Genomic DNA, 21,399 nt, shown 5'->3' with positions numbered 1-21,399 from the left:
TGCATATGCACTGGTTGTAAAGTAACCAACTTATAAAATTTGAGCTTTTAACTCAATCAATAAGGCAACAGTAGTTGCCAATCGGCATTTGACCCGGCTGTCCGTATGGCCTTGACTCCCCGAGGAAAGTGGTCAAAGTTATCTGCTTGGAAAGACCCTGTGATATATTCAATATGCTTTCCAAATTTCATGCTTCTTAATATTAGCAGGAACTTTTCCAATGAGCAATAGAAATTTTAAATAAATATTTTCCAACTATTAAACGGCTACTTAGGCAAAAATTATGGGAATACCGCTGTGCTGGTGATGTATGCCTTTCCAATGTTATAATTTGCTTTAGGACAATTAGCCTGGGAGGCCGAGTGATGAGAGAAGAGCTATTGAAGAAGCTGGAAGCATGGCATGAAGCTGACGATTATGAGCAAATTGTACAAGCTGTAATGGAAATTCCCCGCGAGGAAAGAGATTACGTGCTGGTCAGCCATCTGGGTCGGGCGTTGAATAACCTGGAGCGCTATGAGGAAGCGGTTGAGCAATTTATGTCGGTAGTACATGAGGGTGCGCAAGATGCATTGTGGCATTATCGGTTGGGGCTGGCTTATTACTACCTGGGAAACTACAGCAAGGCGCGTCAAGCGTTCCGGGCAGCGGACCGCTTGGAGCCGGGAGATGAAGATACGCTGGAGTTCCTGAGCTGGATTGAGGAAAGAGAAGCGGAAGCCGCAGAAGCCAAAGGGAATCAGAGGTCAGGCGGAGACACAACGCAGGTGGTGACGGACAGCGCAGCTGCCGGGTCAGGTGCTAAGCGTGCTGCATCATCAGTGTTATCTAACTATGGAGCTAGCCATGATTCATCCGGCTTCTGGGATGATACCAATCCTGCGGCAGAGAAGTATGTATCTGCTCCCGCTTCAGATGAACTGGTAGCTTCACTGGAGGAAGAGCTGGTGTTCCGTCTGCCGGCATCTTATGTTAGCCTGATGAAGACACATAATGGCGGGATTCCGCGGCGCAGATATTTTCCTGTAGCGGATGGCCCTGTATCCAAGCTCGAAATTCTGGGATTGCTTGGGATCGGGCGGGACAAGCCACATTCCTTGGGTGGAGCGGCTGGCAGCCGAGCCATGATTGAACGGGACGGATACCCTGAATTTGGGGTAGTTCTGTGTGACACTCCATCCGATACGGGAGTTGTGATGCTTGATTATCGCGAATCCGGGAATGATGGTGAGCCGGAGGTCGTCTATGTGGACAAGGCGAACAAGCAGGTTACAAGGTTAGCGGCGAGCTTTGCAGACTTTGTCCAGGGATTAACGGAAGAGTAAGCTATTCGCAGACCTGAGAAGGGATAGGACATGGCACAATTAGTGTATAAGCAGATCATAGATGATCTGAAGAAGAAAATCTTTGCGGGCGAGTATCCCAATATGAGATTACCGGATGAGCGGAGCTTGAGCGAGCTGTATGAGGTAAGCCGAAGCTCTATCAAGCGGGCATTGATGAAGATGGAGAACGACGGGATTATCTTCAAGAAGCGTGGCTCAGGCACGTTCATCAATCCGCTCTATATCAAGAACGAATCCATCTTCAATTATGAAGGCTCAAATCTGGGTGTGACCGATAATTTTCAGATGAATGGCAAGAAGCCGAGGGTAAGGGTGTTGAGCTTCGAGGTGATTCCGCCGACCGAGGAGCTTCAGCGTGACCTGTTCCTGGAGCCTCATGATTTCGTCTATAAAATAGTGCGGCTGCGGTTGTTCGACAATGAGCCCTTTATGATTGAGACCGGGTATATCCCTATCAAGATCGTGCAGGATCTGAATCAGACCATCATTGAAGGCTCCATCTTCAATTACCTGGAGGATTCGCGTAACCTGGCGGTAACCAAGTCCTTTCTGTCGATCTTTGCCGAGCCATCTAATGAAGAGGATCGTGAATTGCTTCGTCTTACGGAGCATGAGCCGGTTGGCATTATGGAGGGTGTATTCTTTCTGGATAACGGCACGCCATTTGAATATTCCCATATGCGGTTTCATTATAAATACATGAAATTTAATACATTTGTGTCGGTTCAGGAGCGGTAGCATTACCCGTAGTCCATGAGCTCAAAAAAATGAAGGGAGTCAGGGGGAGCGCCCCTAACTCCCTTCATTTGACAGTGTGGGCTATTGCAGCTTCTGGGCAACAAGCACGAAACGATGCTCTATGCTCTCGACCCAGCCCTGGGTTTCAATCTCCAGGTGGCAGCGCAACAAGTCCTCAAATGAATCTTCAACCGAGAACCCCGGAAACTCCCATTCGATGATTTTAGCAAAATAAACTATAGCTCCTACATCAAAAAAGCGAAGAGGGCATAACGCTTCCTCTGCTTGGTGAATGTTAAAGCCTTGTTCCTGTAGCTTGGCAATGTTGTTCCTCAATGTGTGATCCAAAAAGGAAGGGGTATATTCTCGGCATAGTCTATGCGAAAGATCAAGGTTGTTTTTGCCTCCCACCTGCTGGGTGATGAAATATCCACCTGGCTTCAAGACACGTCCGACCTCTGCAGCATCAAACGACTCGTGACGATTAATCACCACATCAAAGCTAGTGTGAGCAAAAGGCAGCCTATTATCATCATAGGTCTGCGCTACCTTAATCCCGCGTGGAGCAAGCTCTCTTCTGCAAAGCTCAACATTTGGAGGATAGGCCTCCGTCACCGTAGTTAGCTCGTACGGATGGTTAAGGGAGAGCAGAAATTCGCCGCCCCCTGTTCCCATATCCAGCAACTGCTCCGAGCCTTTTAAGTGCGATCGTACAATTTCTGGGTAGCTCCAAGGCAAAGCCTCGTTATCCCATCTTCCCTCAATATGTGAAAAATCCCAGCCGTTGAAGGCAAACTCTTCTTCTTGCTTCCATTTCAGCTTGAGATCGTCCTTATATGTCATCATAACTGCCCCTTTTTATATTTTTTAGATATGGAGCGGTGCAGTTAACTGATAGCCTGTTTGGGTATACTACCTTGGTACAATCTGCTACCAGCTTAGATCAACTGCACCAAGTAGTTACTTCGCATTTTTCTCATACCGAGCCTCACCCCTATCGTCATATTACGTAAAAAGATAACATTGGTAAATCGTAGGGGCAAGGCTTTGAGCCAAAAGTCATATTGAAGATGTGCGTACAAATTTCATACTATGTTCATTATTTAATAAATTGGACCGTATCAATTTTTGCAAAGGACTGCTATTATAATAATAGATAAGGTGAAAAATTTCACATGAAAGAAAATACCCTGCTTAAAGGAGTGGAGAACATGGCACTAACTATGAAAGATGTTGATTATTCTTCGCCGGAATATATGTCCAAGCTGGATGCATACTGGCGCGCAACAAATTATATTTCGGTAGGACAATTATATTTGAAGGATAACCCGTTGCTTCGCGAGCCGCTGACTGATGCTCACGTCAAGGTAAAACCGATTGGACATTGGGGCACGATTTCTGGACAAAATTTTATCTATGCGCACTTGAATCGGGTTATCTGCAAATACGATCTGGATATGTTCTATATTGAAGGGCCAGGACATGGCGGACAGGTGATGGTGTCGAATTCCTATCTGGATGGCACGTATACGGAGATTTATCCGGAGATCACTCAAGACATTGCCGGGATGAAAAAGCTGTTCAAGCAATTCTCTTTCCCGGGCGGCATCGCATCTCATGCCGCACCAGAAACGCCCGGTTCCATTCATGAGGGTGGGGAATTAGGTTATTCCTTGTCCCATGGCGTAGGGGCCGTGCTGGATCATCCTGACCTGATCGCTGCTATCGTTGTAGGGGATGGGGAAGCAGAAACAGGACCGCTTGCGACTTCCTGGCTGTCCAATCGGTTCATCAACCCGATTACGGACGGAGCGGCCTTCCCGATCTTGCACTTGAACGGCTTCAAGATCAGCAATCCGACCATCTTGTCGCGGATGAGCCATGAGGAAATGACAGCTTACTTCAAGGGTATGGGCTGGGAGCCGTTCTTTGTGGAGGGAGAAGACCCGGCGGTGATGCACGTAGCGATGGCGAAGACGCTGGATACCATCGTGGAAAGAATCCGCGAAATTCAGCACCATGCCCGGACAACCGGCGATACAACGCGTCCGGCTTGGCCAATGCTTGTCTTCCGTTCTCCGAAGGGTTGGACTGGACCAAAGGAATGGGCGGGCGTACCGAACGAGAACTCCTTCCGTGCGCATCAGGTGCCGATCCCGGTCGACCAGAAGAATATGCAGCATGCTCCGGCTTTACTGGAATGGATGAACAGCTACCGTCCGGAAGAGTTGTTTGATGAAAACGGTCGGTTGAAGGCGGAACTGGCTGCGATTTTGCCAAAAGGGAACCGCCGGATGGGAATGAACCCGGTGACGGATGCCGGTAAGCTGGTGAAGGAGCTTCATTTGCCTGACTTCCGCCAATATGCATTGGACAACAGCGTGCCGGGCAAGATTATCGCCCAGGACATGCTGGTGCTGGGCAAATATGTGGCCGAGGTTGTGCGTTTAAATGAAGAGAACCGCAACTTCCGTATCTTTGGACCGGATGAAACGATGTCGAATCGGTTGGGTCCTGTATTCGAGGTAACGAAGCGCCAATGGCTGGACACCGTGAAGGAGCCTCATGATGAGTTCCTGGCCCCTTATGGACGTGTCATCGACTCGCAATTATCCGAGCATCAGGCAGAGGGACTGCTGGAGGGTTATGTGCTGACGGGGAGACATGGATTTTTTGCCAGCTATGAAGCCTTCCTCCGGGTCGTTGATTCCATGATCACCCAGCATTTCAAATGGCTGCGCAAGGCGACCGATCAAGGCTGGCGTGCTGATATTCCTTCCCTGAATGTGGTGGCAACCTCCACCGTGTTCCAGCAGGATCATAATGGCTATACGCACCAGGACCCGGGGCTGCTTGGCCATCTGGCTGACAAGAAGCCGGAATTTATCCGCGAATATTTGCCGGCCGATGCGAACTCTCTGCTCGCTGTCTTTGATCAAATCCTGAATGACCGTCAGAAGATTAACCTGATCGTGTCCTCCAAGCATCCGCGCCCGCAATGGTTCACAGCTGACGAAGCGGCGGAGCTGGTTGAAAAAGGTCTCAAGATGATCGATTGGGCCAGCACCGATCAAGGCGGGGAGCCGGACATTGTGATTGCTTCCGCTGGAACGGAGCCTACCATGGAGAGCCTGGCGGCAATCAACATCCTGCATGACAAGCTGCCGAATTTGAAAATCCGTTATATCAACGTGGTGGATCTGCTCAAGCTGAGAAGTCAGAAGCTGGACCCGCGCGGTTTATCGGATGAGGAATTTGACGCGTTCTTTACGAAGGATAAGCCGGTGATCTTTGCCTTCCATGGCTACGAGGGCTTGATCAAGGATCTGTTCTTCGACCGTCATAACCATAACCTGCATGTTCACGGCTACCGGGAGAACGGGGATATTACCACGCCATTCGATATGCGTGTGCTGAACCAAATGGACCGCTTCGATCTGGCGAAGGAAGCTGTGCTCAGTCTGCCACAGCCTGAACAATATGCTGCCATCGTATCAGAGATGGAGGCGATGGTGGACAAACACCATGCTTATATTCGTGAGGAAGGCGTTGACTTGCCTGAAGTGGAGAGCTGGGTTTGGAAGCCGTTGAAATAAGGTTGTAATTCACTGAGTTGAAGTAAATTATGAGTGGATGCTTTCATAAGCATCGCGTCAGCAAGGGAACTAGGATCGGCTGGATATATTTCTGGCCGATCCTTTGTTGTTAGAGGAGCTCAAGCAGTGGTAATTTAATCACGAAGTAGTCAAGATTCTCGATCACACAGCAGGATGAGGTTTCTGTAGTAGGATAGATTATAAGATAGAGACCATGAGGAATTAAAATTATTATCAACATTTACACAACAGGGAGGCCCAGCGATGAAGATTGAATTGAACGCCGTAACCAAAGCGCGGCTGCGTGAGCTGAAGGGCGATCAAACGGGCTGCTATAAGCTTTATTATGATACGGAAAGCTGTGGCTGCAATGGGGTGTTGACCCTCCAGCTTCGGACAGAGCCGCTGGACACAGATATCGTCGTGCAGGAGCAGCCATTCGTTTTTGCCGTGGATCGCCAGCAACATCAGCAGTTCGACCAGACCATGAAGATTGAAGCCGATCCGGTTTACCCTTCCTTCAAAATTACCGGAGATAGCGGGCTGTTTAGCTCGAACGTGCGCGTTCAGGATGTGCGTGGCGGTGAGACGGCGCTACAGGGGGCGGCGCGATGCGAAATTCAGGACCGGACCCAGTGAGCAAGGGGGCGTGAGCAGCGAATATGCTACGAGTGAAGCGTGTCTATACTTCGCCTGAGGATACCGATGGAATCAGGGTTCTGGTCGATCGTCTCTGGCCTCGGGGCTTGAGCAAGGAAGCAGCCCGGCTGGATGCCTGGCTGCGCGAGGTGGCGCCATCTCCAGAGCTGCGTAAATGGTTCAACCATGAGCCGGGCAAATTTGCGGAATTTGCTCTACGTTATGAAGCGGAGCTGACCCGGGAGCCAGCCGCAGGGGAACTGGCTCGAATCCGGCAGTGGCTGGAAGAAGGGAGTCCTGTCACGCTGCTGTATGCAGCGAAGGACGAGCGGCATAACCATGCTGTGGTGTTGCAGGAAGCCCTGACGCGGTGGCGGACGGGCGCTGGCTCAGAGGGAAGGGACTCCCCCCCCTTCAAGGTAGGCCCTTGCATTTGAGCCTTAAGCAAACGAGCGGGTCTGGATGGGAGTACCTGTGAGAGACAAAAACAGCAAGTGCCGGGGAGTTATGGCACTTGCTGTTTTGCTGTTGGTGTGTCTGTGCTGGACCCGGAGGCCAGCGAGACGACGATGTTGCATTCGCGGCGATCAGACGCGGGATGAGGGATACACCGGGGGAAGCACATCCCCCGGGATTGGGCAGGCATAGCCTTCGATGCCGCCCCGGCGACGCAGCTCCTGCGTCGCCTCCAGCACGGCCGAGGGCTTTGCTATCAGGGCTGCTGCGGTGGCCGCCATGACCTTGGCGGCGTGCAGCATGCCCTTGTGGGCGGCGCTTGATCGCCCTTGGGCCACCATCTGCCACGAGTGGAACGGCGTGTCGCGAGCGAAGCACACGGTCTCCAACTGGGCCGTGGGAATGATCCAGCTTACGTCGGCCACATCGGTAGAGCCCAGCATGCTGCCTGCTTCCGGCTCGTAAGCATCCAGTGTCTCCGGCAAAGACAGAGGGGGGGAGCCAGCCGTACCGCTGCCGTCATCAGGATTCATATCGAGGGGAGCCAGGTCCACGCCTTGCGCAGCGGATATCTCGTCTTTATTCGTATCTGCAACAGCGGCGCTGGCAGTACCCTCTTCCGACTGTTCCGTCAGCGTGGCGGAGATAGCCGCAGCGTAACGTTGTTCTCTCTCTGTAAACGTGGGTACGCCAAGCTGCTCGAAGCAGTGCTGCATGATCCGTTCCAGCGTGATGTTCGGAATGAGATTGGAGCAGGCCTTCTGAAACCGAATCTGTACCTGTGTTCCGGTCATTAAGGCTGCCCCTTGGGCAATGTCGTTGATCCGGGCATAGACGGCTTTAACATCGCGAACCTCGGGAGCGCGAATCAGATATACGACCTCAGCCGTGGCTTGTACGACATTAGGGGAGAAGCCGCCGGTGTGGGTCACGGCGTAATGGAAGCGGACGCTGGGCGGGACATGCTCCCGCAGGTAGTTAGCGCCCACGTTCATCAGCTCCACCGCATCCAGCGCGCTGCGCCCTGTGTGCGGACTGGCGGCAGCGTGGGAGCTGCGCCCTTCAAAGCGGTAACGCACCTGGTAATTCGCCGCCGATGTCATGGACACGACGGCATTGCCGTAGCCCGGGTGCCAGGTCAAGGCGGCATCCACGCCATCAAAGGCCCCTTCCCGCACGAGGAAGGTTTTGCCGGAGCCTCCTTCCTCGGCGGGACAGCCATAATATCTGACGGTACCGGCAAGCCCGGTCGCGACCAGGTGCTCCTTCACGGCGATGGCGGCTGCCAGGGAGCCTGTCCCCAGCAAATGGTGACCGCAGCCGTGGCCATTTCCGTTCCCGCTATCGCTTCCTTGCCGCGGCTCAGGATAATCGATGCCATCTCTCTGGCTCAGCCCGGGCAAAGCGTCGTATTCGCCCAGCAGGGCGATGACCGGACCATCGCCCTGCCCGAATGAAGCCATAAAAGCTGTGGGCAGCCCGCCGATTCCACGGCTGACCTCAAAGCCCGCTTCCTCCAGCATATCGGCCAAGAGTCGGGCGGAGTCAAATTCCTCGAATTTGGTCTCTGCCAGCTCCCAGATACGGTCACTCAGGGCGGTCAGCTGCGGGCTCAGCCGATCAATACGGGCAGCTATTTGCTGTACGCGGGAGTCCTGCTCCTGAGCATGATCCGTGTGATGAGCGTTTGCCATCATCTTAGCGCGTCAGCGCCAGCACTTCTTCGGTGGTCATATTCGCCCCGGTTTGCAGATACTCCATGTTCAGCAGCGCCATATTGTGAGCCTGCCGGCTAGTACCAATGACGGCATCGGATATGACGTGGAAGTGATAGTCATGCTGATGAGCGTCTACGGCCGTGAAGCGCACGCAGATATCGGTCATGCCGCCGATCAGGTACAGGCGTTTGATTCCGAGGCACCGCAAGAGCAAATCCAGGTCGGTGGCGAAGAACGCGCTATACCGGCGTTTAGTGATGATGTATTCACCTTCGATGGGGGCGGTCAGCGGGTGGAATTCCTCCGCAGGCGTTCCCTCCAGACAGTGGACCTTCTCCACGCCGTCGAGCTCGCGGCCGAAGTCGCTGTGATCGGCACGATGCAGCTCGCGAATTTGAATGACAGGCAATCCCAGCTTGCGGAAATGACCGATGACCTTCGGCGAGTTGAGCATGCACGTACCGCCCTCCATGATCGGGATAGCGCCGCTATCCGATACAAAGTCATTTTGAATATCGATAACCAGCAACGCGCTGTGTTCGGGAATTTGGGGCATGGGGAATCTCCTCCTTTGAGTTAGGAACCTTCTTCTTTGATTCTTTGAAAATAGGATGAATCATACAAGCTTGCGGCTTGACGGTACGGCATCCAAGATGTTCAGGAGCTTCGCAGCAGGCTCTTACCGGAACAAATCCTCCACAGAGATGATCGAGCCAGCCTGATGATACTCGATATTGTCCAGTGCTGCCTGGGCTACCTCATCACTGCTCGGGGTGCCGCAGGCTTCCTTGAACACATGCACATGATAGTTGTATTGGTGCGCATCCATTGCGGTGTAATGCACGCAAATATCAGTCATACCACCCACCAGAAACAAATGCTCAGCCTTCAAGCCGCGAAGCAAAATCTCCAGATCTGTGCCGAAAAAGGCGCTATATCGGCGTTTATCCACCGTATATTCCCCTTCAATAGGAGCCGTAGGCTCATAGTAGGTAGCTTCAGGCGTTCCCTCCAGGCAATGAATGTTCTCTGCCCCCTCCAACTCGCGGCCGAAGTCGATCAGGTCCTTGCGGTGGATTTCACGGATATGGACAATCGGTACGTCCCCGCGCTCGCGAAAATACTGGGTTACCCGCTCGACATTCTTCAAATATTTTTCCCGTTTTTCGGAATTGCCGCGAGGTGCCTTCGCCGGGTCTGAGTTCTGCACATCCACCAGAATGTACACGCTGTTCTCGGGAATTGTAATCATCAAAGAATCGCCTCCATATTAGAAAATAGTAGAGTGGTGCTAGGCGGAGAATCTCCGCCCAGTTCAAGTCTGTATTAAGGTTTACAGCAAAGCAGCTATGCTATTACCAGAGGATGTCCGCCGTCACCAGCGACTTCACGTCAAATGGTTCTTTAATAATGCCGATGGAATGATAGAACTGAACCACATCCTCCATCGTGCTGTACAACCAGCCGCCTTCATCCATACCTTCGTGGTTATCGGCCAGGGTATAGAGGTGAACGGTCGGGAACATTTCCTTGATTTCAGCAGGGCTTACCTGCAGATCATCTGCTGTCAATTCTGCGGCAGCAGACAGGTCGCTGTTGACGTATTGTGTCGCATCTTCCACAGCCTTGAGCGTGTTTTGCAGCCAGGCGGGCTTCTCTTCCGCAGTTTTGGCGGAGACGACGACTACGTCAAGAATGGTGTTCTCCAGATCCATCGTAGAGATGATAATATTTCCTTTACGGGAAGTGACACCTTGCGACAAGTAAGGCTCAAACGTCGTAGCGGCATCCACGCTGCCGGCTACGAAGGCAGCTCCGCCCTTGCCTGGTGACATGTCCACCAGATTGACATCGTCTACGCTCAAGCCCACTGTGTCCAGGGCTTTTGCCAGCATGTAGTGGGTAACATCGCCGTATTGTGCGGATACGGTCTTGCCCTTCAGATCGGCAACTGTCTGAATGCTGGGATCCGAGACGATTCCGTCCGCTCCGGTGGAAGAATTATGCAGGTACACGATCTTTGGCAAAGTCGTGATATCCGAGCCTTCCTCCATAAGTGCATTAACAGAAACGAGATAGGATTGCAGCGTGGTGAACGCAATGTCTACGTCCCCCGTCATAATGCTCATCAGCGGCGAGGTGGAGCCGAACGCTCCGATCTCTAAATCCACTCCGTTAGCAATATCGAATTCCTTGTCAGCGAGCGCGTATACGCCAATGCCTCCAATAAATGGGGCATACGCCGTTTTGACGGGAACTGGAGCCGCCGAGTCTGTTCCATTTTCCCTGGCGTTTGCCGTGTTGCTCCCACTTGCCGAGCTTGCTGGAGTGGCTCCGCTATTATTGCCGCAAGCCGCCAGTACAGATAACATCGCCGTCAACACCAGTATGGTGACCCCAAGCTTCCTCCACCCGCGTTTCTTTTGTTTCATCATGATTTCCCGCCTCCAATGCTTTTTTTATATTTGATCAAAACCCGGCTTGTACCAAGGCGTGTCTGAGAAATGGATATTCATGAGTTGTCAGACAGTCCTTAGCTAACCAGGTTGCGAATCCATTTATTGCTTCGGATGCGAAGCCGGACGAGCACATACTTGCAAACGTCATCGATGATGACAAACAGGAATACGATGCCGATCCCCAGGTCCATGAAGTACCCTGTGAGAAAGGTCAGTGGCAGTGAAACGCACCACAAGGTGACATTATCGATGATGAAGCACATTCTGGTGTCGCCCCCGGCACGAAGCGTGCCCATAATGTGTACGAAGTTCATTCCTTTTACCGGCATAATGATGGCCAGATAAAGCAAAAGCAGGGTGACCGTGCTGCGAACCTCTTCAGAGATACCCTGATACATGCTGAGCAGCAAGGGTGATCCGGCAATGAGCAGAATCCCGGTAAAAACACCAAACAGTGCGGTATAAGCCTCCATGCGTTTCACGAGATAGGGAGCCTTGTCCTGCTTGCCTTCCCCGATGGTCTGCCCCAGGATGATAGCGGAGGCTTGTCCGGTGCCGATAAAGAAGGCGATCAGCAACTGCTCCAGCACCTTGGCGATCCCGACGGCAGCACCTACGGTGTAGCCCATATGATAGAAGACCACGTTGTACATGGCATAACCGATGCTCCACACGGTTTCATTAATAATGACCGGGAAGGAGGTTCTGAAGAAGATCGCCAGGAACTCCTTGCGGGCAGCGAGCAGATGGTGCGGGCGAGGGGCGAACTCGCCGAACCTGCCATACAGCATGCAGGCCATAATGACCATCTCAATCAGGCGGGCCACCACGATAGCGTAAGCGGCTCCTTGTACGCCAATCTCCGGAAAACCCAGCTTGCCAAAGATGAAGCCGTAGCTGAGGATGACATCTACCAGAATGGTCAGAACCGTAACCCGCAGCGGGAAGCCAGGCCGGCCGATATTGCGGAACACCATCGTACACGCCAGCGATAGTCCGGTAGGGAGATAGCTCAGGCATACAATCTGCAAATAGGGAGCAGCCATGGCAATGACTTCATGCTCACGCGAGAAAATACCCATGATTTGTGTTGGCCAGATGAGTCCAATCAAGGTGAACAGGAAGCTGACCGCAAGAATCAGTACGAAGGCCAGTGCAGAGGCTACATTCAGATGCTGGCGGTCCCCTTTTCCATAAAACTGAGAGACAAAAATCGTTGCCCCGCTAACAATTCCGACAATCATCAGATTGAGAATAAAGAAGACTTGTCCTGCCAGGCTGGTAGCGGATACCTGAAGGTCCCCAAGCTGTCCGACCATCAGCGAACTCAACGTGTTCGTGATGCTGGTAATCATGCTCTGCAAGCCGATCGGCAGCGATAGCAAGAGGAAGCTCTTCAGGAAGGGGGCGTCCTGGCGAAAGGTAGAGATCAGACTAGTTGGCTGCATGGAGTTCCATTCCGAAATCTCCGGAGTGCAGCAGTCCGTGAATCTTTTTGCGAATTTGAATGAATTCCGGCGTATCCTTCAGCTCCAAGTCGCGCTTGGCGGGAAGATCGATGGGAATGTCGGCGATAATCCGGCCCGGCCGTGCGCTCATGACATATACCCGCTGGGATAAAAATACGGCTTCCTCAATGTCATGGGTGATAAAGATAACGGTGTGCTTCTCCTTTTCCCACAGCTCGCGGAGTTGAAGCTGCATATTGCCCTTGGTGTCGGGGTCGAGAGCGCCGAAGGGTTCGTCCATTAACAGAACCTCTGGATTGTTGGCCAGAGCCCGGGCGATGGCCACGCGCTGCTTCATGCCCCCGGACAGCTCTTTGGGCAAGCGGTCGCGGAAATCGCTCAGGCCTACCAAGCCCAGGTATTTCTCTACGATCTGGTCAGCTTCGGGCTTGGGCAGATTTTTGAGCTTGAGCCCGAAGCGGATATTGTTCTCCACCGAAAGCCAGGGGAACAGGGTGTAGGCCTGGAAGACCATGCCGCGGTCGGCTCCCGGCCCGGTCATAATGCGATCATCCAGCAGAATGTCTCCGGAGGTTGCCTCATCCAGTCCGGCAAAGATACGCAGGAGCGTGGATTTGCCGCAACCGGACGGGCCTACTACACAAATGAATTCATTGTCGGCAATGTCCATGTTGATGTCTTGGAGCGCGAATGTTTCCGAACGCTTGGAGCGATAAATTTTGTTCAGCTGCTTACAGGAAATTTTCGGACTCATCGTGGCTTGCTGCATGAATAAATCCCTCCTTGTTTAAATGTCCTCGGCCCAGTGGAACAGGCGTTTATTAATGATGGCGAAGATTCTGTCGAACAGCAGCCCGAGCAGGCCGATAACGAAGATCCCGCCAAAGATGATGTAAGTCTTCATAAATCGTTCGGCAATCATGATGCTGTAGCCTAGCCCGGAGCTGGAAGCGAGCATCTCCGCCATAATGAGATAGGTCCAGGCCCAGCCCATGACCATTCGCATCGTATCCATGACGCTGGGCATCATGGCCGGGATGATCACGTTCTTGATGACTTGCCCTTGGGAAGCGCCCAAGGTGTAGGCGGTGTTAATCAGGTCAATCTGGATGCCCTTGACGATATCGGCAATCATGGCGGTCATGGAGAACACGGCGCCTACGACGATGATCGTGATTTTGGCGGTTTCACCGACCCCGGTCCACACCATGATCAACGGAATCAAGGCGGATACCGGCAGGTAACGGAAGAACTCGATCAGCGGCTTCATAATAGCCCCTATAATTTTGTAGGCCCCCGAGAGCAGTCCCAGGGGAATGCCGATGACTACGGCAATCAGAAAGCCCATCAGCACGCGGTAACAACTGATGGCGATGTCTTCCCACAGGCTGCCATTGCTGAGCGATTCCCCTAAATAGGAGAAGGTCGCCTGGGGCGTTGGCAGAAAGATGGGATTAATGCCGGAGAAGTTGCTGCCCACGTACCAGAACGCGATGAGCAGTAAAAAGGTAACGAGCATAATGGTGTTGAACAGCCGCGGATGAATATCCCGCCGGATGCGGAACAGGCTGCGCCGAGTGCGTGGCTTCATTTCTATTCCCCCTTCAGAATGGCCTTGTGTTATTCCCCCATCTCATGAATTTTCATAACAATCTGGAGCGTTAAGCGGGCTTCCGGATCGTCAAAGGAAATACCGAGCAGGGATTTGATTTTATCGAGACGATAGACGACGGTGTTGTAATGGGTATACATAGCCCCGGCTGTAAGCCGAATATTGCCGCCGCATTGGAAGTACAGCTTCAAGGTTTGCACGAGGCTGGCATGATGCGCTTCATCGTATTCCAGCATGGGCTGCATGTAGCGATTCAGGAACTTGTCGACGTTGGCATGCTTGGGAATGAGGCTCAAAATGGCATAGATGCCAAGCTGTTCCCACGTAATCACCCGGGGGCTTGTTCTGATGACGCAGGAAGCGGTGAACAGGTTTTCGGTATCGATATAGCCCTGATGCACATTCAGAGCGGAACTGACTTCGCCAATGCATAGGGAGAATGCGTCCGTCCCGCAGATTTGGGCTATCTGCCCGATGAGTGGCTCGGCATTTTCCGGAAATGACATGGCTTGAACTCGATCTTTAGGTTGCGGTAGCAGGGCGACGATCTTGCCGCCGATTCCTGTATAGAGTCCACTGCCGGGGGCCAGACGGTTCAATTCGGCAATCCAGGCGTTATCCGGAGCTGATGGCGTATCCGCATGAAATTTAAGAATAGCTATGCGGTAATCGCTTGAAGAAAGGGCTTCATAGCCGTACAGTCTGCCTTTGATGTCCAATTCTTCTGGTCCGGGTATGACTCCGGCCAGCCAATCCTTCAGAAAATCATCGAAGTATTTGGCTTTGACCAGCTTGTAGGTGTTTTCTCCGCTGAGCCGGATATTCAGTAGCGGCAGGATGCGCAAGACCGTAGACAGAACCAGTCCGTCACAGGGAGTGTAAGCCTCGGCCAACAGCACAAGGATGGGGTCGCGCTCCGTTTCCCACAGATTGAAGATGTGCAGCTGGAGGCCTCCGTCCGGAGCAGCCTCATCCATAAAGTAAAGCTCGCTATGACCCGGAGAGGAGCGTGAATCAAAATCGCGCAGACGCTCTGGAAACGGCTGGAAGTAGGCTTCGTGCCGCGGCGAGGCAATCAATTGCCCGAAGGCATCCAGAATGGCCAGCGGGTTGCCGATCATGTCCTCGATTCTCTCAATAATCTGCGGCATATCGTGGCCGTGAAGCATCAGCTCGGAGATTCGCTCCAGTCGATGCTGAAGCAGCATGACGGTTTTGGTCTCCAGAGAAATGACTTTCTCCATGACTTCGCGAACGACGTTGGAGAAGATGGTGGACTCCGGAAGCTCGAATAGTGGCAGTCCACAGGCTTCCGCGCAATCAATGAGCTTGCCGGGAATCTCGGTGATGAAGCGTTTGGGCTTGATGCCAAGCGCAGCTACACCCCGATCCACGAGCTTCGGAATAATCTCCAGGAAAGCTTCCATATTGTGATGGTGGGAGTAACCGGTTGTTAAAAGCAGCTCGCTCTCCTGAGCCCAATTTTCAATATCCGGAACCTCCATAATATTGACACGGCTAATGGTGTTGTTCAGCCCGCCTTCTCCAGCCAGCAGTCTCAAGCCCGGAAGAGAATTCATTTGGAACAGATCGTTGCAGCGAAAAGAAAAGGCGGCTGATTCCAGAGAATATTCGGTCTTGTCCATCGCGTTCACTACCTTCCTGATATAGGCTTATTGGCTGGGCTGAGTAACAGACTACCCTTTAACCGGGTTCTCGTCTCGCTCTTTATGCTGCTCTGCAAGAGCCCAGCCGCCGTAACGGGTAATATCCTCGCTCTCTTGCTGGGCATAGGGCTCACAGATGAAGCCCGTTACTTCCGTGCCGCTCTGAAGCTTCACCTTGCCGAGTCCTAGCGGAGCGGGCACTTGGCGCAATAGATCGCCTAGCCGATGCAGCGGGATGCTCCATATTTCCAGGTCAATCGAGCTTCCCGGCTCGGAACGAATCAGGCCCGGCTTGGGTGGCAAGGTATCGAGCCGGATTAAGCGATAGCATGGCGCTGTCTGGTCGGTACGAACGAAGGAAGCACCGCAGTCCAGCAGCTGCTTTTCTAGCGGAAAGCCGCGCATATGCAGCCCGCAAACGGCCAGATCTACCGCCTCGGTGTTAAGGAAGGCAGCGGCGGCTCCCCGCAGGAAGTGGTCCTGGCCGCGCAGGGAGAACATGGTGATGCCAAAGGGCAGGTTCTCGTCGGCGAAGTCGGAAGGCAAAGCGATCGCACTAAGGTCCAGCAGATTGCAATGATTGGTATAGCGTCCCATATCGCTGTTCGTGGACACCGGTGAGGCAGCAACCTGGGCCCGGGTGTAAGTCCCGCCGCAGGTGGGCATCACCAGGATGGCATCCTGCATCAAGGCATCTGTCTGTGCCTTGTAATCCCGTAACTGGTGCAGTGCCGTAAAGACGGAAGCTGCATCATATCCCCGCTCTTGGGAGGAACGTAGAATTTGCTCCGTAACCGGGAAAATCTGTCCCGGGTGCGTCTCCACAAAGCTGCCCAGATCAGCCCAACGTTCGGCAATCCAGGGGCCATCGTACAAAATGCTGGAGACTTGGCTGAAAATGTTGGTGTCTACGTATTCGATTGGAATGCCGGATCGCTCCAACCGTTGTATCGCTTGCTCCCATGCCCTGCGGTAGGCCTCCCGGTAATCCCCGTAGAAGATTAGCGGTTCCTTCGGCAGCAGCAGCTTTCTCGGGGAATTGGACGGGATCGCAATCGGAGGCAGCGTGCTCCGGCTGGGAGAGGAATCCTGCGGTTTGCCGCGAATGACGGAATCGATAAGGTAAACGTCTTCCAATGCCGAAGCGAATACGGTGACACAGTCCAGACTGGCACAAGCGGGAATGACGCCGCCTACCGGCCAATCGCCAATAGAAGCCTTGTAGCCAATCAGGTTGTTAAGTGCGGCGGGCACACGGCCGGAACCGGCGGTGTCGGTGCCGAGCGAGAAGATGGCCTGCCCGCGGGCCACCGCCACCGCCGAGCCACTGCTGGAGCCGCCGCTAATCAGCTCAGGCTTGAGTGAGTTATGCGTTTCCCCGTAGGGACTGCGCGTGCCCACAAGTCCGGTGGCGAACTGATCCAGATTCGTCTTGCCTACCGGGATGGCACCGGCAGCGATCAGCCTGGCGACGGCTTCGGCACTTTGCTCCGGCATGTAGGCATAGGAGGGACAGGCTGCTGTCGTAGGCAGTCCCTCCAGGTCAATGTTGTCTTTGACGGCGAAGGGAATCCCCCATAACGGGCATTGCTCCGGGGTCTTCTCTGCCAATCGGTCAAGGTAAGGCTGAATAAAGGAAAGAGAAGGAGGGACAATCCAAATATTCATGGCTTGGTCACGCTCAGCCCGTTTAATAATAGTATGGATCAGCTTTTGCGGCGTCATGGCCCCGTTCTGATACACGGCCTTTAATGTTGCGATCGTCATTTTCTCCAAGTGGCAAACCCCTCTCTGTCAAATCCTGTACATGGGTTTCTCAAACTGTAGCAGCACAATAATTTCAGAAAATACATTCATTTTAATGTCATGTATATGTTAGATATACTGAATAACCACTGTTTATGTGTGATGTAATTTGACATATAAATTTATGGCTCTAATTATCCTTCCGTTTGTCGAAAGCTGTCAAGATGCTGAATAAGCTTGGATTTATTTTCATGAATGCTTACCAGAATGAGAAGGTATTCCTGTTCTGTTTTTGTGAACCATTCACAAAATAGAGGGCTATTTATTGTGTAAATGCTTGATAAATCAGGGTTATTTCTTTTAGTAAAGGGTGGTGAAGCAGTATTAATCTTTTAAATAATAACGCTTTCATATGATGAGGTAATGCTGTGAAAATAGATAAAAACAAATTTAAGAAAAAACTTTTCTCTATTTTTTGTTTGACAAGATTAAAAATTTGGCGTTATATTATCTAACATAAAAGTTTCGACAATTGAATAACTTTGGAGTTTACTAGGGTTCCGTCTGGCAACAGGGTCTGGTCCGAGAGTAAACGGTCCCGCACGCCGGGGACTACACGGAAGGATAAAAACCTGGGAGATGTCGTAGAGTTGCACCTGATAGAGTGCGCTTTGAGATATCTCCTTCTGTTTTATCTTCCTGAAATCAGGCGAATACAAAGGGAACAGGAGTGAACGGCCATGAATATGCTCTGGAGCGAGACGATGCATCCGGGAGGCAAATGGTCGGGTGTGATTGGCAAGGGCAAGCTGATCCGCCTGACGGCGATGGAAGAAGGAGCCAACGTAACGATGCTGATGTATCACGCCGCAGATTTGACGGAACGTTACAACATGCCTGATACCTTGAAGGCACAGCATACCGCCCACTTGACCAAGGGACATGTGCTGATGAGCGACAATGGCCGGGCATTGGCCAGCATTGTTCAGGATGATTTGGGCTGGCATGACCCGCTTGGCGCTTATACGACACGGGAGTCGACGGATGAGAAATACGGTGTCAGCCGCTACCAGGAGCGCCGTAATGATTGGCTGCGCAGCGGGCAGGAGAATTTGGCGGTAGAATTGACTCGTTGCGGCCTGAGCAATCGCGATCTGTCTCCTGCGATTAACTGGTTCTCCAAGGTTTACTGCGACGAGGAGGGCAATATGCATTTTGCCGAGGGTCATTGCAAGGCAGGGCAAGTAGTCACGTTGCGTACGGAAATGGACATTTTGTTTGTGGTCTCCAATACGCCGCATCTGCTTGATCCACGCGAGACGTATCCATCGGTTCCGGTGAAGCTGGAAGTGCTGCCGGCCTTGCCGGTTGATTCGCAGGATTATTGTGTCAATTACCGTCCCGAGAATCGGCGGGCGTTCAACAATACCTGGAGCTATTACGCGCTGAAAAGCTGAAATACACCTATTTGAAGGAGGTTGAAGACAATGGGAAAGGCATTTAATCAGGTGGAAAGTCCGAGGTCTGCCGATACGGCGGTCTATAACCGGATTGTTCCGGCCGGAGAGGGCTGGATGCATGAGCTGAAGCCGGGACAAGTGCTCCGTATTGTCGATATGGAGGGGAATCAGGCGGCCGATACGCTATTTTACGATGCGGACAACCCGGAGGATCACTATAGTGCTGTGCGGACGATTCATGAGCAGAACAACCTTTATTTGACCACGGGCTCCAGACTGCTGGCGGAATCCGGCAAAGAGCTGGTGAGAATCGTTGCCGACACCTGCGGCCGTCACGATACGGTGGGAGGGTCCTGCTCATCCCAGAGCAATACGGTCCGCTATGCACATGAGAAGGGATATATGCACAATTGCCGGGATACCTTTATGCTGGAATTGACCAAGCATCCCGAAGGACATTTGTATAGCAAACGGGATTTGTCGCCCAATATCAATTTCTTCATGAACGTGCCAGTTACCCCGGAGGGCGGACTGACCTTCGCGGACGGCGTGTCGGCGCCAGAGCGTTATGTAGAGGTTCAGTCCAGTTGCCGTTCGATGGTGCTGATCAGCAATTGCCCTCAGTTGAACAATCCGTGCAACGCCTATAATCCTACGCCGATCCGTGTTCTGATCTGGAATGAGTAGCACCATCTCTTGCCGTTCTGCTTGAACTTTTTTCTCTCCATAGATGGTTAAATATGTGGCATTTTGTTTAATCTAAGGATGAAATGCACATAACATCTGGGAGGGAACTTCAATGATGAATGATCAAGAGCATCGCGAGGCTGTAGAAACGATCAGGCATTTGATCAAAGGCATTGACATAGCCATGCTGACAACGGTGACAGAAGAAGGACTCGTGGCCCGTCCGATGAAGACGCAAGAGGTTGAATTTGACGGCGATCTCTGGTTTTTGACCAAGTCGGATACGGATAAGTACGGGCAATTGCAACTGCATCCTGAAGTGAATGTTTCGTATGTGGGCAAATCCTACGTCTCGGTTCGCGGAAGAGCCGAGCTGGTTCATGACCGGGAGAAAATCAAGCAATTCTGGAACCCGACGTATGCCAGTTTTTTGCACACAACCAGCGATGATCCGGAGTTGGTTCTGATCAAGGTGAGAGCGGAAGCCGCTGAATACTGGGAGACCGGCAATGTGGTCAAAATGGTCAAGCGGATGTTCTCACAAATTGCCGGGAAAGAGAACCGCAAGGATTTGAACAAAACCGTTAAGTTGTAAGAATAAAAGGCTGACCTTGGGGTCTTTCTCAACCGGAAGACCTTTCAAGGGCAGCTTTCTTTAAAATTATAGAATTTATAAGTTTTCAGCGGAGCTGAACAATTCTATAATTGCAAGAAAAACTACTACTTAACGTGGTCTGGCTTCAAAGATAGTACATCAATAGTTGCTTTTCCTATTGCGGCAGAAAGGTGATATCTTCGCATTCTGACCCCGCATGGTTGCTAATTGGCCAGACTAATACTGCCCGGACGTGCTTTGCAAATTTTCTTTATACGGGTTGCTTCCTCAACAATCTCGTCCATGTTATGGAACGGGCGGCTCTGGTTCGTGACAATGGCAATGGAAATGGATACTAGCGGTATAGGGCCGTGTTTACCAGAACGTCCATCACCCATAACAAAATTGTTCTTCAAATCTTCCTTGCTGTAGAACTCCTTCTTAAGCAGCTCGAACCCCTCGATAACCTTGCTGCAACCAAACTCATAGTTGTAGTGGTGGAGGATGACGATATAATCATCTCCGCCGATATGTCCCAGGAAGGAGCCAGGTGAGGAAAACTGCTCCCGTAGCAGTGATGCCGTAGCTTGAATAAGCAGATCGCCTCGTTTGAAGCCATAGCTGTCATTATAGGATTTGAAGTTATCCAGATCCACATATAATACGCTGAATTGCTCTTGACCGGCAGCCTGCTGTAGTCGGTCATCGATAATCCGGTTGCCGGGCAAGCCGGTTAAAGGATTGAGAAAAATCGCCATCTCCGCCCGAACATTGGCCACCTCCAGCAATAAGCGCCGAATGCTGACAAAGCCGTAAAGGCGCCCTTCCTCAACGACTAGCACACCATCATACAATTCTTCTTCTGCCCGATTCATTGCACGAATACTGATGTCCGTAATCGGTTCATTTCGTTCTACGATGAGTGGCTGGTTGTTCATCACCAGACTGACCGGTCGCCCCATATATAAGTTAAAGCCATATTGCGTAGCCAGCAGTTGGTAGAACCGTGTGCGCATTAAAATCGCCAGACTGCCATCCTGACCTACGACAGCAATCCCCTCCAGCTTGGGATTCTGCTTAAATAGATTGTTGATTGTTCCACATTTGGTTTCAGGCTCGACAACAGGCACCATCTCCGCAATTTCGCCGATATTCATGAACAACACGTCCGACCTCCCTCTAATAAAACCTTTCTTGCTTTTTAGGTAAAG

The 21,399-nt window shown here is 52.0% G+C and carries 19 protein-coding genes and 1 riboswitch; of the genes, 8 read left to right on the top strand and 11 right to left on the bottom strand.

Features of this window, described 5'->3' with window-relative positions; all coding sequences use genetic code 11:
- Window positions 1–365 precede the first annotated feature (365 nt).
- Window positions 366–1,325, top strand: coding sequence for an SMI1/KNR4 family protein (locus tag C557_RS0102835; protein ID WP_018750311.1), 960 nt, complete (start codon window positions 366–368; stop codon window positions 1,323–1,325).
- A gap of 30 nt (window positions 1,326–1,355) precedes the next feature.
- On the top strand, window positions 1,356–2,084 hold the full coding sequence (locus tag C557_RS0102830) for a GntR family transcriptional regulator (protein ID WP_018750310.1): 729 nt from the start codon (window positions 1,356–1,358) through the stop codon (window positions 2,082–2,084).
- Between the two features lie 81 nt (window positions 2,085–2,165).
- Here C557_RS0102830 and C557_RS0102825 read toward each other — a convergent pair whose 3' ends face one another.
- The gene (locus C557_RS0102825) at window positions 2,166–2,930 is read right to left on the bottom strand and encodes a class I SAM-dependent methyltransferase (protein WP_240472903.1); all 765 of its coding nucleotides are present in this window, start codon (window positions 2,928–2,930) and stop codon (window positions 2,166–2,168) included.
- A gap of 365 nt (window positions 2,931–3,295) precedes the next feature.
- On the opposite strand from C557_RS0102825, the gene C557_RS0102820 reads away from it, so the two are divergent.
- The 3 genes from C557_RS0102820 (at window position 3,296) to C557_RS0102810 (ending at window position 6,756) form a co-directional block, all read left to right on the top strand.
- A complete protein-coding gene (locus C557_RS0102820) occupies window positions 3,296–5,680 on the top strand; it encodes a phosphoketolase family protein (RefSeq protein WP_026263268.1) in 2,385 nt (794 codons plus the stop codon).
- A gap of 264 nt (window positions 5,681–5,944) precedes the next feature.
- Window positions 5,945–6,319, top strand: a complete 375-nt coding sequence (locus tag C557_RS0102815) for an iron-sulfur cluster biosynthesis family protein (protein ID WP_018750307.1) — start codon at window positions 5,945–5,947, stop codon at window positions 6,317–6,319.
- Window positions 6,320–6,342: 23 nt separating this feature from the next.
- Window positions 6,343–6,756: a DUF488 domain-containing protein gene (locus tag C557_RS0102810; RefSeq protein ID WP_018750306.1), complete on the top strand. Its 414-nt coding sequence runs from the start codon at window positions 6,343–6,345 to the stop codon at window positions 6,754–6,756.
- A gap of 150 nt (window positions 6,757–6,906) precedes the next feature.
- Here C557_RS0102810 and C557_RS0102805 read toward each other — a convergent pair whose 3' ends face one another.
- The 9 genes from C557_RS0102805 to atzF all read right to left on the bottom strand — a co-directional run bounded on the left by C557_RS0102805 (window position 6,907) and on the right by atzF (window position 17,467).
- The gene (locus tag C557_RS0102805) at window positions 6,907–8,472 is read right to left on the bottom strand and encodes an amidohydrolase (RefSeq protein ID WP_018750305.1); all 1,566 of its coding nucleotides are present in this window, start codon (window positions 8,470–8,472) and stop codon (window positions 6,907–6,909) included.
- A gap of 1 nt (window position 8,473) precedes the next feature.
- Entirely contained in the window at window positions 8,474–9,049 is a 576-nt protein-coding gene (locus C557_RS0102800; protein WP_018750304.1) for a cysteine hydrolase family protein, read from the bottom strand.
- A gap of 123 nt (window positions 9,050–9,172) precedes the next feature.
- Window positions 9,173–9,745 carry a cysteine hydrolase family protein gene (locus C557_RS0102795; protein WP_018750303.1) on the bottom strand — a complete coding sequence of 191 codons (573 nt, stop codon included), beginning with the start codon at window positions 9,743–9,745 and terminating at the stop codon, window positions 9,173–9,175.
- Window positions 9,746–9,848: 103 nt separating this feature from the next.
- Complete coding sequence (locus tag C557_RS0102790; RefSeq protein ID WP_018750302.1) at window positions 9,849–10,928, bottom strand: ABC transporter substrate-binding protein; 1,080 nt, start codon at window positions 10,926–10,928, stop codon at window positions 9,849–9,851.
- 98 nt (window positions 10,929–11,026) lie between these two features.
- Complete coding sequence (locus C557_RS0102785) at window positions 11,027–12,400, bottom strand: MATE family efflux transporter (protein WP_018750301.1); 1,374 nt, start codon at window positions 12,398–12,400, stop codon at window positions 11,027–11,029.
- Window positions 12,387–13,190: an ABC transporter ATP-binding protein gene (locus C557_RS22830; protein WP_018750300.1), complete on the bottom strand. Its 804-nt coding sequence runs from the start codon at window positions 13,188–13,190 to the stop codon at window positions 12,387–12,389. Before C557_RS22830 ends, C557_RS0102785 begins: the two co-directional genes overlap by 14 nt.
- Before the next feature lie 18 nt (window positions 13,191–13,208).
- Window positions 13,209–14,012 carry an ABC transporter permease gene (locus C557_RS0102775; protein ID WP_018750299.1) on the bottom strand — a complete coding sequence of 268 codons (804 nt, stop codon included), beginning with the start codon at window positions 14,010–14,012 and terminating at the stop codon, window positions 13,209–13,211.
- 29 nt (window positions 14,013–14,041) lie between these two features.
- A complete protein-coding gene (locus C557_RS0102770; RefSeq protein WP_018750298.1) occupies window positions 14,042–15,679 on the bottom strand; it encodes a PucR family transcriptional regulator in 1,638 nt (545 codons plus the stop codon).
- A 51-nt stretch (window positions 15,680–15,730) separates the two neighbouring features.
- Window positions 15,731–17,467 (bottom strand): allophanate hydrolase, encoded by a 1,737-nt coding sequence (gene atzF / locus C557_RS22825; protein ID WP_051082403.1) that lies wholly within the window; start codon window positions 17,465–17,467, stop codon window positions 15,731–15,733.
- A 520-nt stretch (window positions 17,468–17,987) separates the two neighbouring features.
- Window positions 17,988–18,087: riboswitch (guanidine-I (ykkC/yxkD leader) on the top strand.
- A 99-nt stretch (window positions 18,088–18,186) separates the two neighbouring features.
- Here atzF and C557_RS0102760 point away from each other — a divergent pair.
- The 3 genes from C557_RS0102760 (at window position 18,187) to C557_RS0102750 (ending at window position 20,188) form a co-directional block, all read left to right on the top strand.
- The gene (locus tag C557_RS0102760) at window positions 18,187–18,903 is read left to right on the top strand and encodes an urea amidolyase associated protein UAAP1 (RefSeq protein WP_018750296.1); all 717 of its coding nucleotides are present in this window, start codon (window positions 18,187–18,189) and stop codon (window positions 18,901–18,903) included.
- A gap of 30 nt (window positions 18,904–18,933) precedes the next feature.
- Entirely contained in the window at window positions 18,934–19,593 is a 660-nt protein-coding gene (locus tag C557_RS0102755) for an urea amidolyase associated protein UAAP2 (protein ID WP_018750295.1), read from the top strand.
- 115 nt (window positions 19,594–19,708) lie between these two features.
- Window positions 19,709–20,188, top strand: coding sequence for a pyridoxamine 5'-phosphate oxidase family protein (locus C557_RS0102750; RefSeq protein WP_026263266.1), 480 nt, complete (start codon window positions 19,709–19,711; stop codon window positions 20,186–20,188).
- Between the two features lie 224 nt (window positions 20,189–20,412).
- On the opposite strand, the gene C557_RS0102745 is transcribed toward C557_RS0102750, so the two are convergent.
- Window positions 20,413–21,345, bottom strand: coding sequence for a GGDEF domain-containing protein (locus C557_RS0102745; RefSeq protein WP_026263265.1), 933 nt, complete (start codon window positions 21,343–21,345; stop codon window positions 20,413–20,415).
- Window positions 21,346–21,399 lie beyond the last annotated feature (54 nt).

Origin of the sequence: Paenibacillus sanguinis 2301083 = DSM 16941 (assembly GCF_000374825.1) — a bacterium.
Taxonomy (GTDB): domain Bacteria; phylum Bacillota; class Bacilli; order Paenibacillales; family Paenibacillaceae; genus Fontibacillus; species Fontibacillus sanguinis.
Note: the sequence above shows the minus strand (reverse complement) of the source record. Positions and strands in the feature narration are given on the sequence as shown.

Coding starts and splice junctions, on each gene's coding strand:
- C557_RS0102835 (WP_018750311.1), top strand. CDS start 366: ATGAGAGAAGAGCTATTGAAGAAGCTGGAAGCATGGCATGAAGCTGAC.
- C557_RS0102830 (WP_018750310.1), top strand. CDS start 1,356: ATGGCACAATTAGTGTATAAGCAGATCATAGATGATCTGAAGAAGAAA.
- C557_RS0102825 (WP_240472903.1), bottom strand. CDS start 2,930: ATGATGACATATAAGGACGATCTCAAGCTGAAATGGAAGCAAGAAGAA.
- C557_RS0102820 (WP_026263268.1), top strand. CDS start 3,296: ATGGCACTAACTATGAAAGATGTTGATTATTCTTCGCCGGAATATATG.
- C557_RS0102815 (WP_018750307.1), top strand. CDS start 5,945: ATGAAGATTGAATTGAACGCCGTAACCAAAGCGCGGCTGCGTGAGCTG.
- C557_RS0102810 (WP_018750306.1), top strand. CDS start 6,343: ATGCTACGAGTGAAGCGTGTCTATACTTCGCCTGAGGATACCGATGGA.
- C557_RS0102805 (WP_018750305.1), bottom strand. CDS start 8,472: ATGATGGCAAACGCTCATCACACGGATCATGCTCAGGAGCAGGACTCC.
- C557_RS0102800 (WP_018750304.1), bottom strand. CDS start 9,049: ATGCCCCAAATTCCCGAACACAGCGCGTTGCTGGTTATCGATATTCAA.
- C557_RS0102795 (WP_018750303.1), bottom strand. CDS start 9,745: ATGATTACAATTCCCGAGAACAGCGTGTACATTCTGGTGGATGTGCAG.
- C557_RS0102790 (WP_018750302.1), bottom strand. CDS start 10,928: ATGATGAAACAAAAGAAACGCGGGTGGAGGAAGCTTGGGGTCACCATA.
- C557_RS0102785 (WP_018750301.1), bottom strand. CDS start 12,400: ATGCAGCCAACTAGTCTGATCTCTACCTTTCGCCAGGACGCCCCCTTC.
- C557_RS22830 (WP_018750300.1), bottom strand. CDS start 13,190: ATGCAGCAAGCCACGATGAGTCCGAAAATTTCCTGTAAGCAGCTGAAC.
- C557_RS0102775 (WP_018750299.1), bottom strand. CDS start 14,012: ATGAAGCCACGCACTCGGCGCAGCCTGTTCCGCATCCGGCGGGATATT.
- C557_RS0102770 (WP_018750298.1), bottom strand. CDS start 15,679: ATGGACAAGACCGAATATTCTCTGGAATCAGCCGCCTTTTCTTTTCGC.
- atzF (WP_051082403.1), bottom strand. CDS start 17,467: ATGACGATCGCAACATTAAAGGCCGTGTATCAGAACGGGGCCATGACG.
- C557_RS0102760 (WP_018750296.1), top strand. CDS start 18,187: ATGAATATGCTCTGGAGCGAGACGATGCATCCGGGAGGCAAATGGTCG.
- C557_RS0102755 (WP_018750295.1), top strand. CDS start 18,934: ATGGGAAAGGCATTTAATCAGGTGGAAAGTCCGAGGTCTGCCGATACG.
- C557_RS0102750 (WP_026263266.1), top strand. CDS start 19,709: ATGAATGATCAAGAGCATCGCGAGGCTGTAGAAACGATCAGGCATTTG.
- C557_RS0102745 (WP_026263265.1), bottom strand. CDS start 21,345: ATGAATATCGGCGAAATTGCGGAGATGGTGCCTGTTGTCGAGCCTGAA.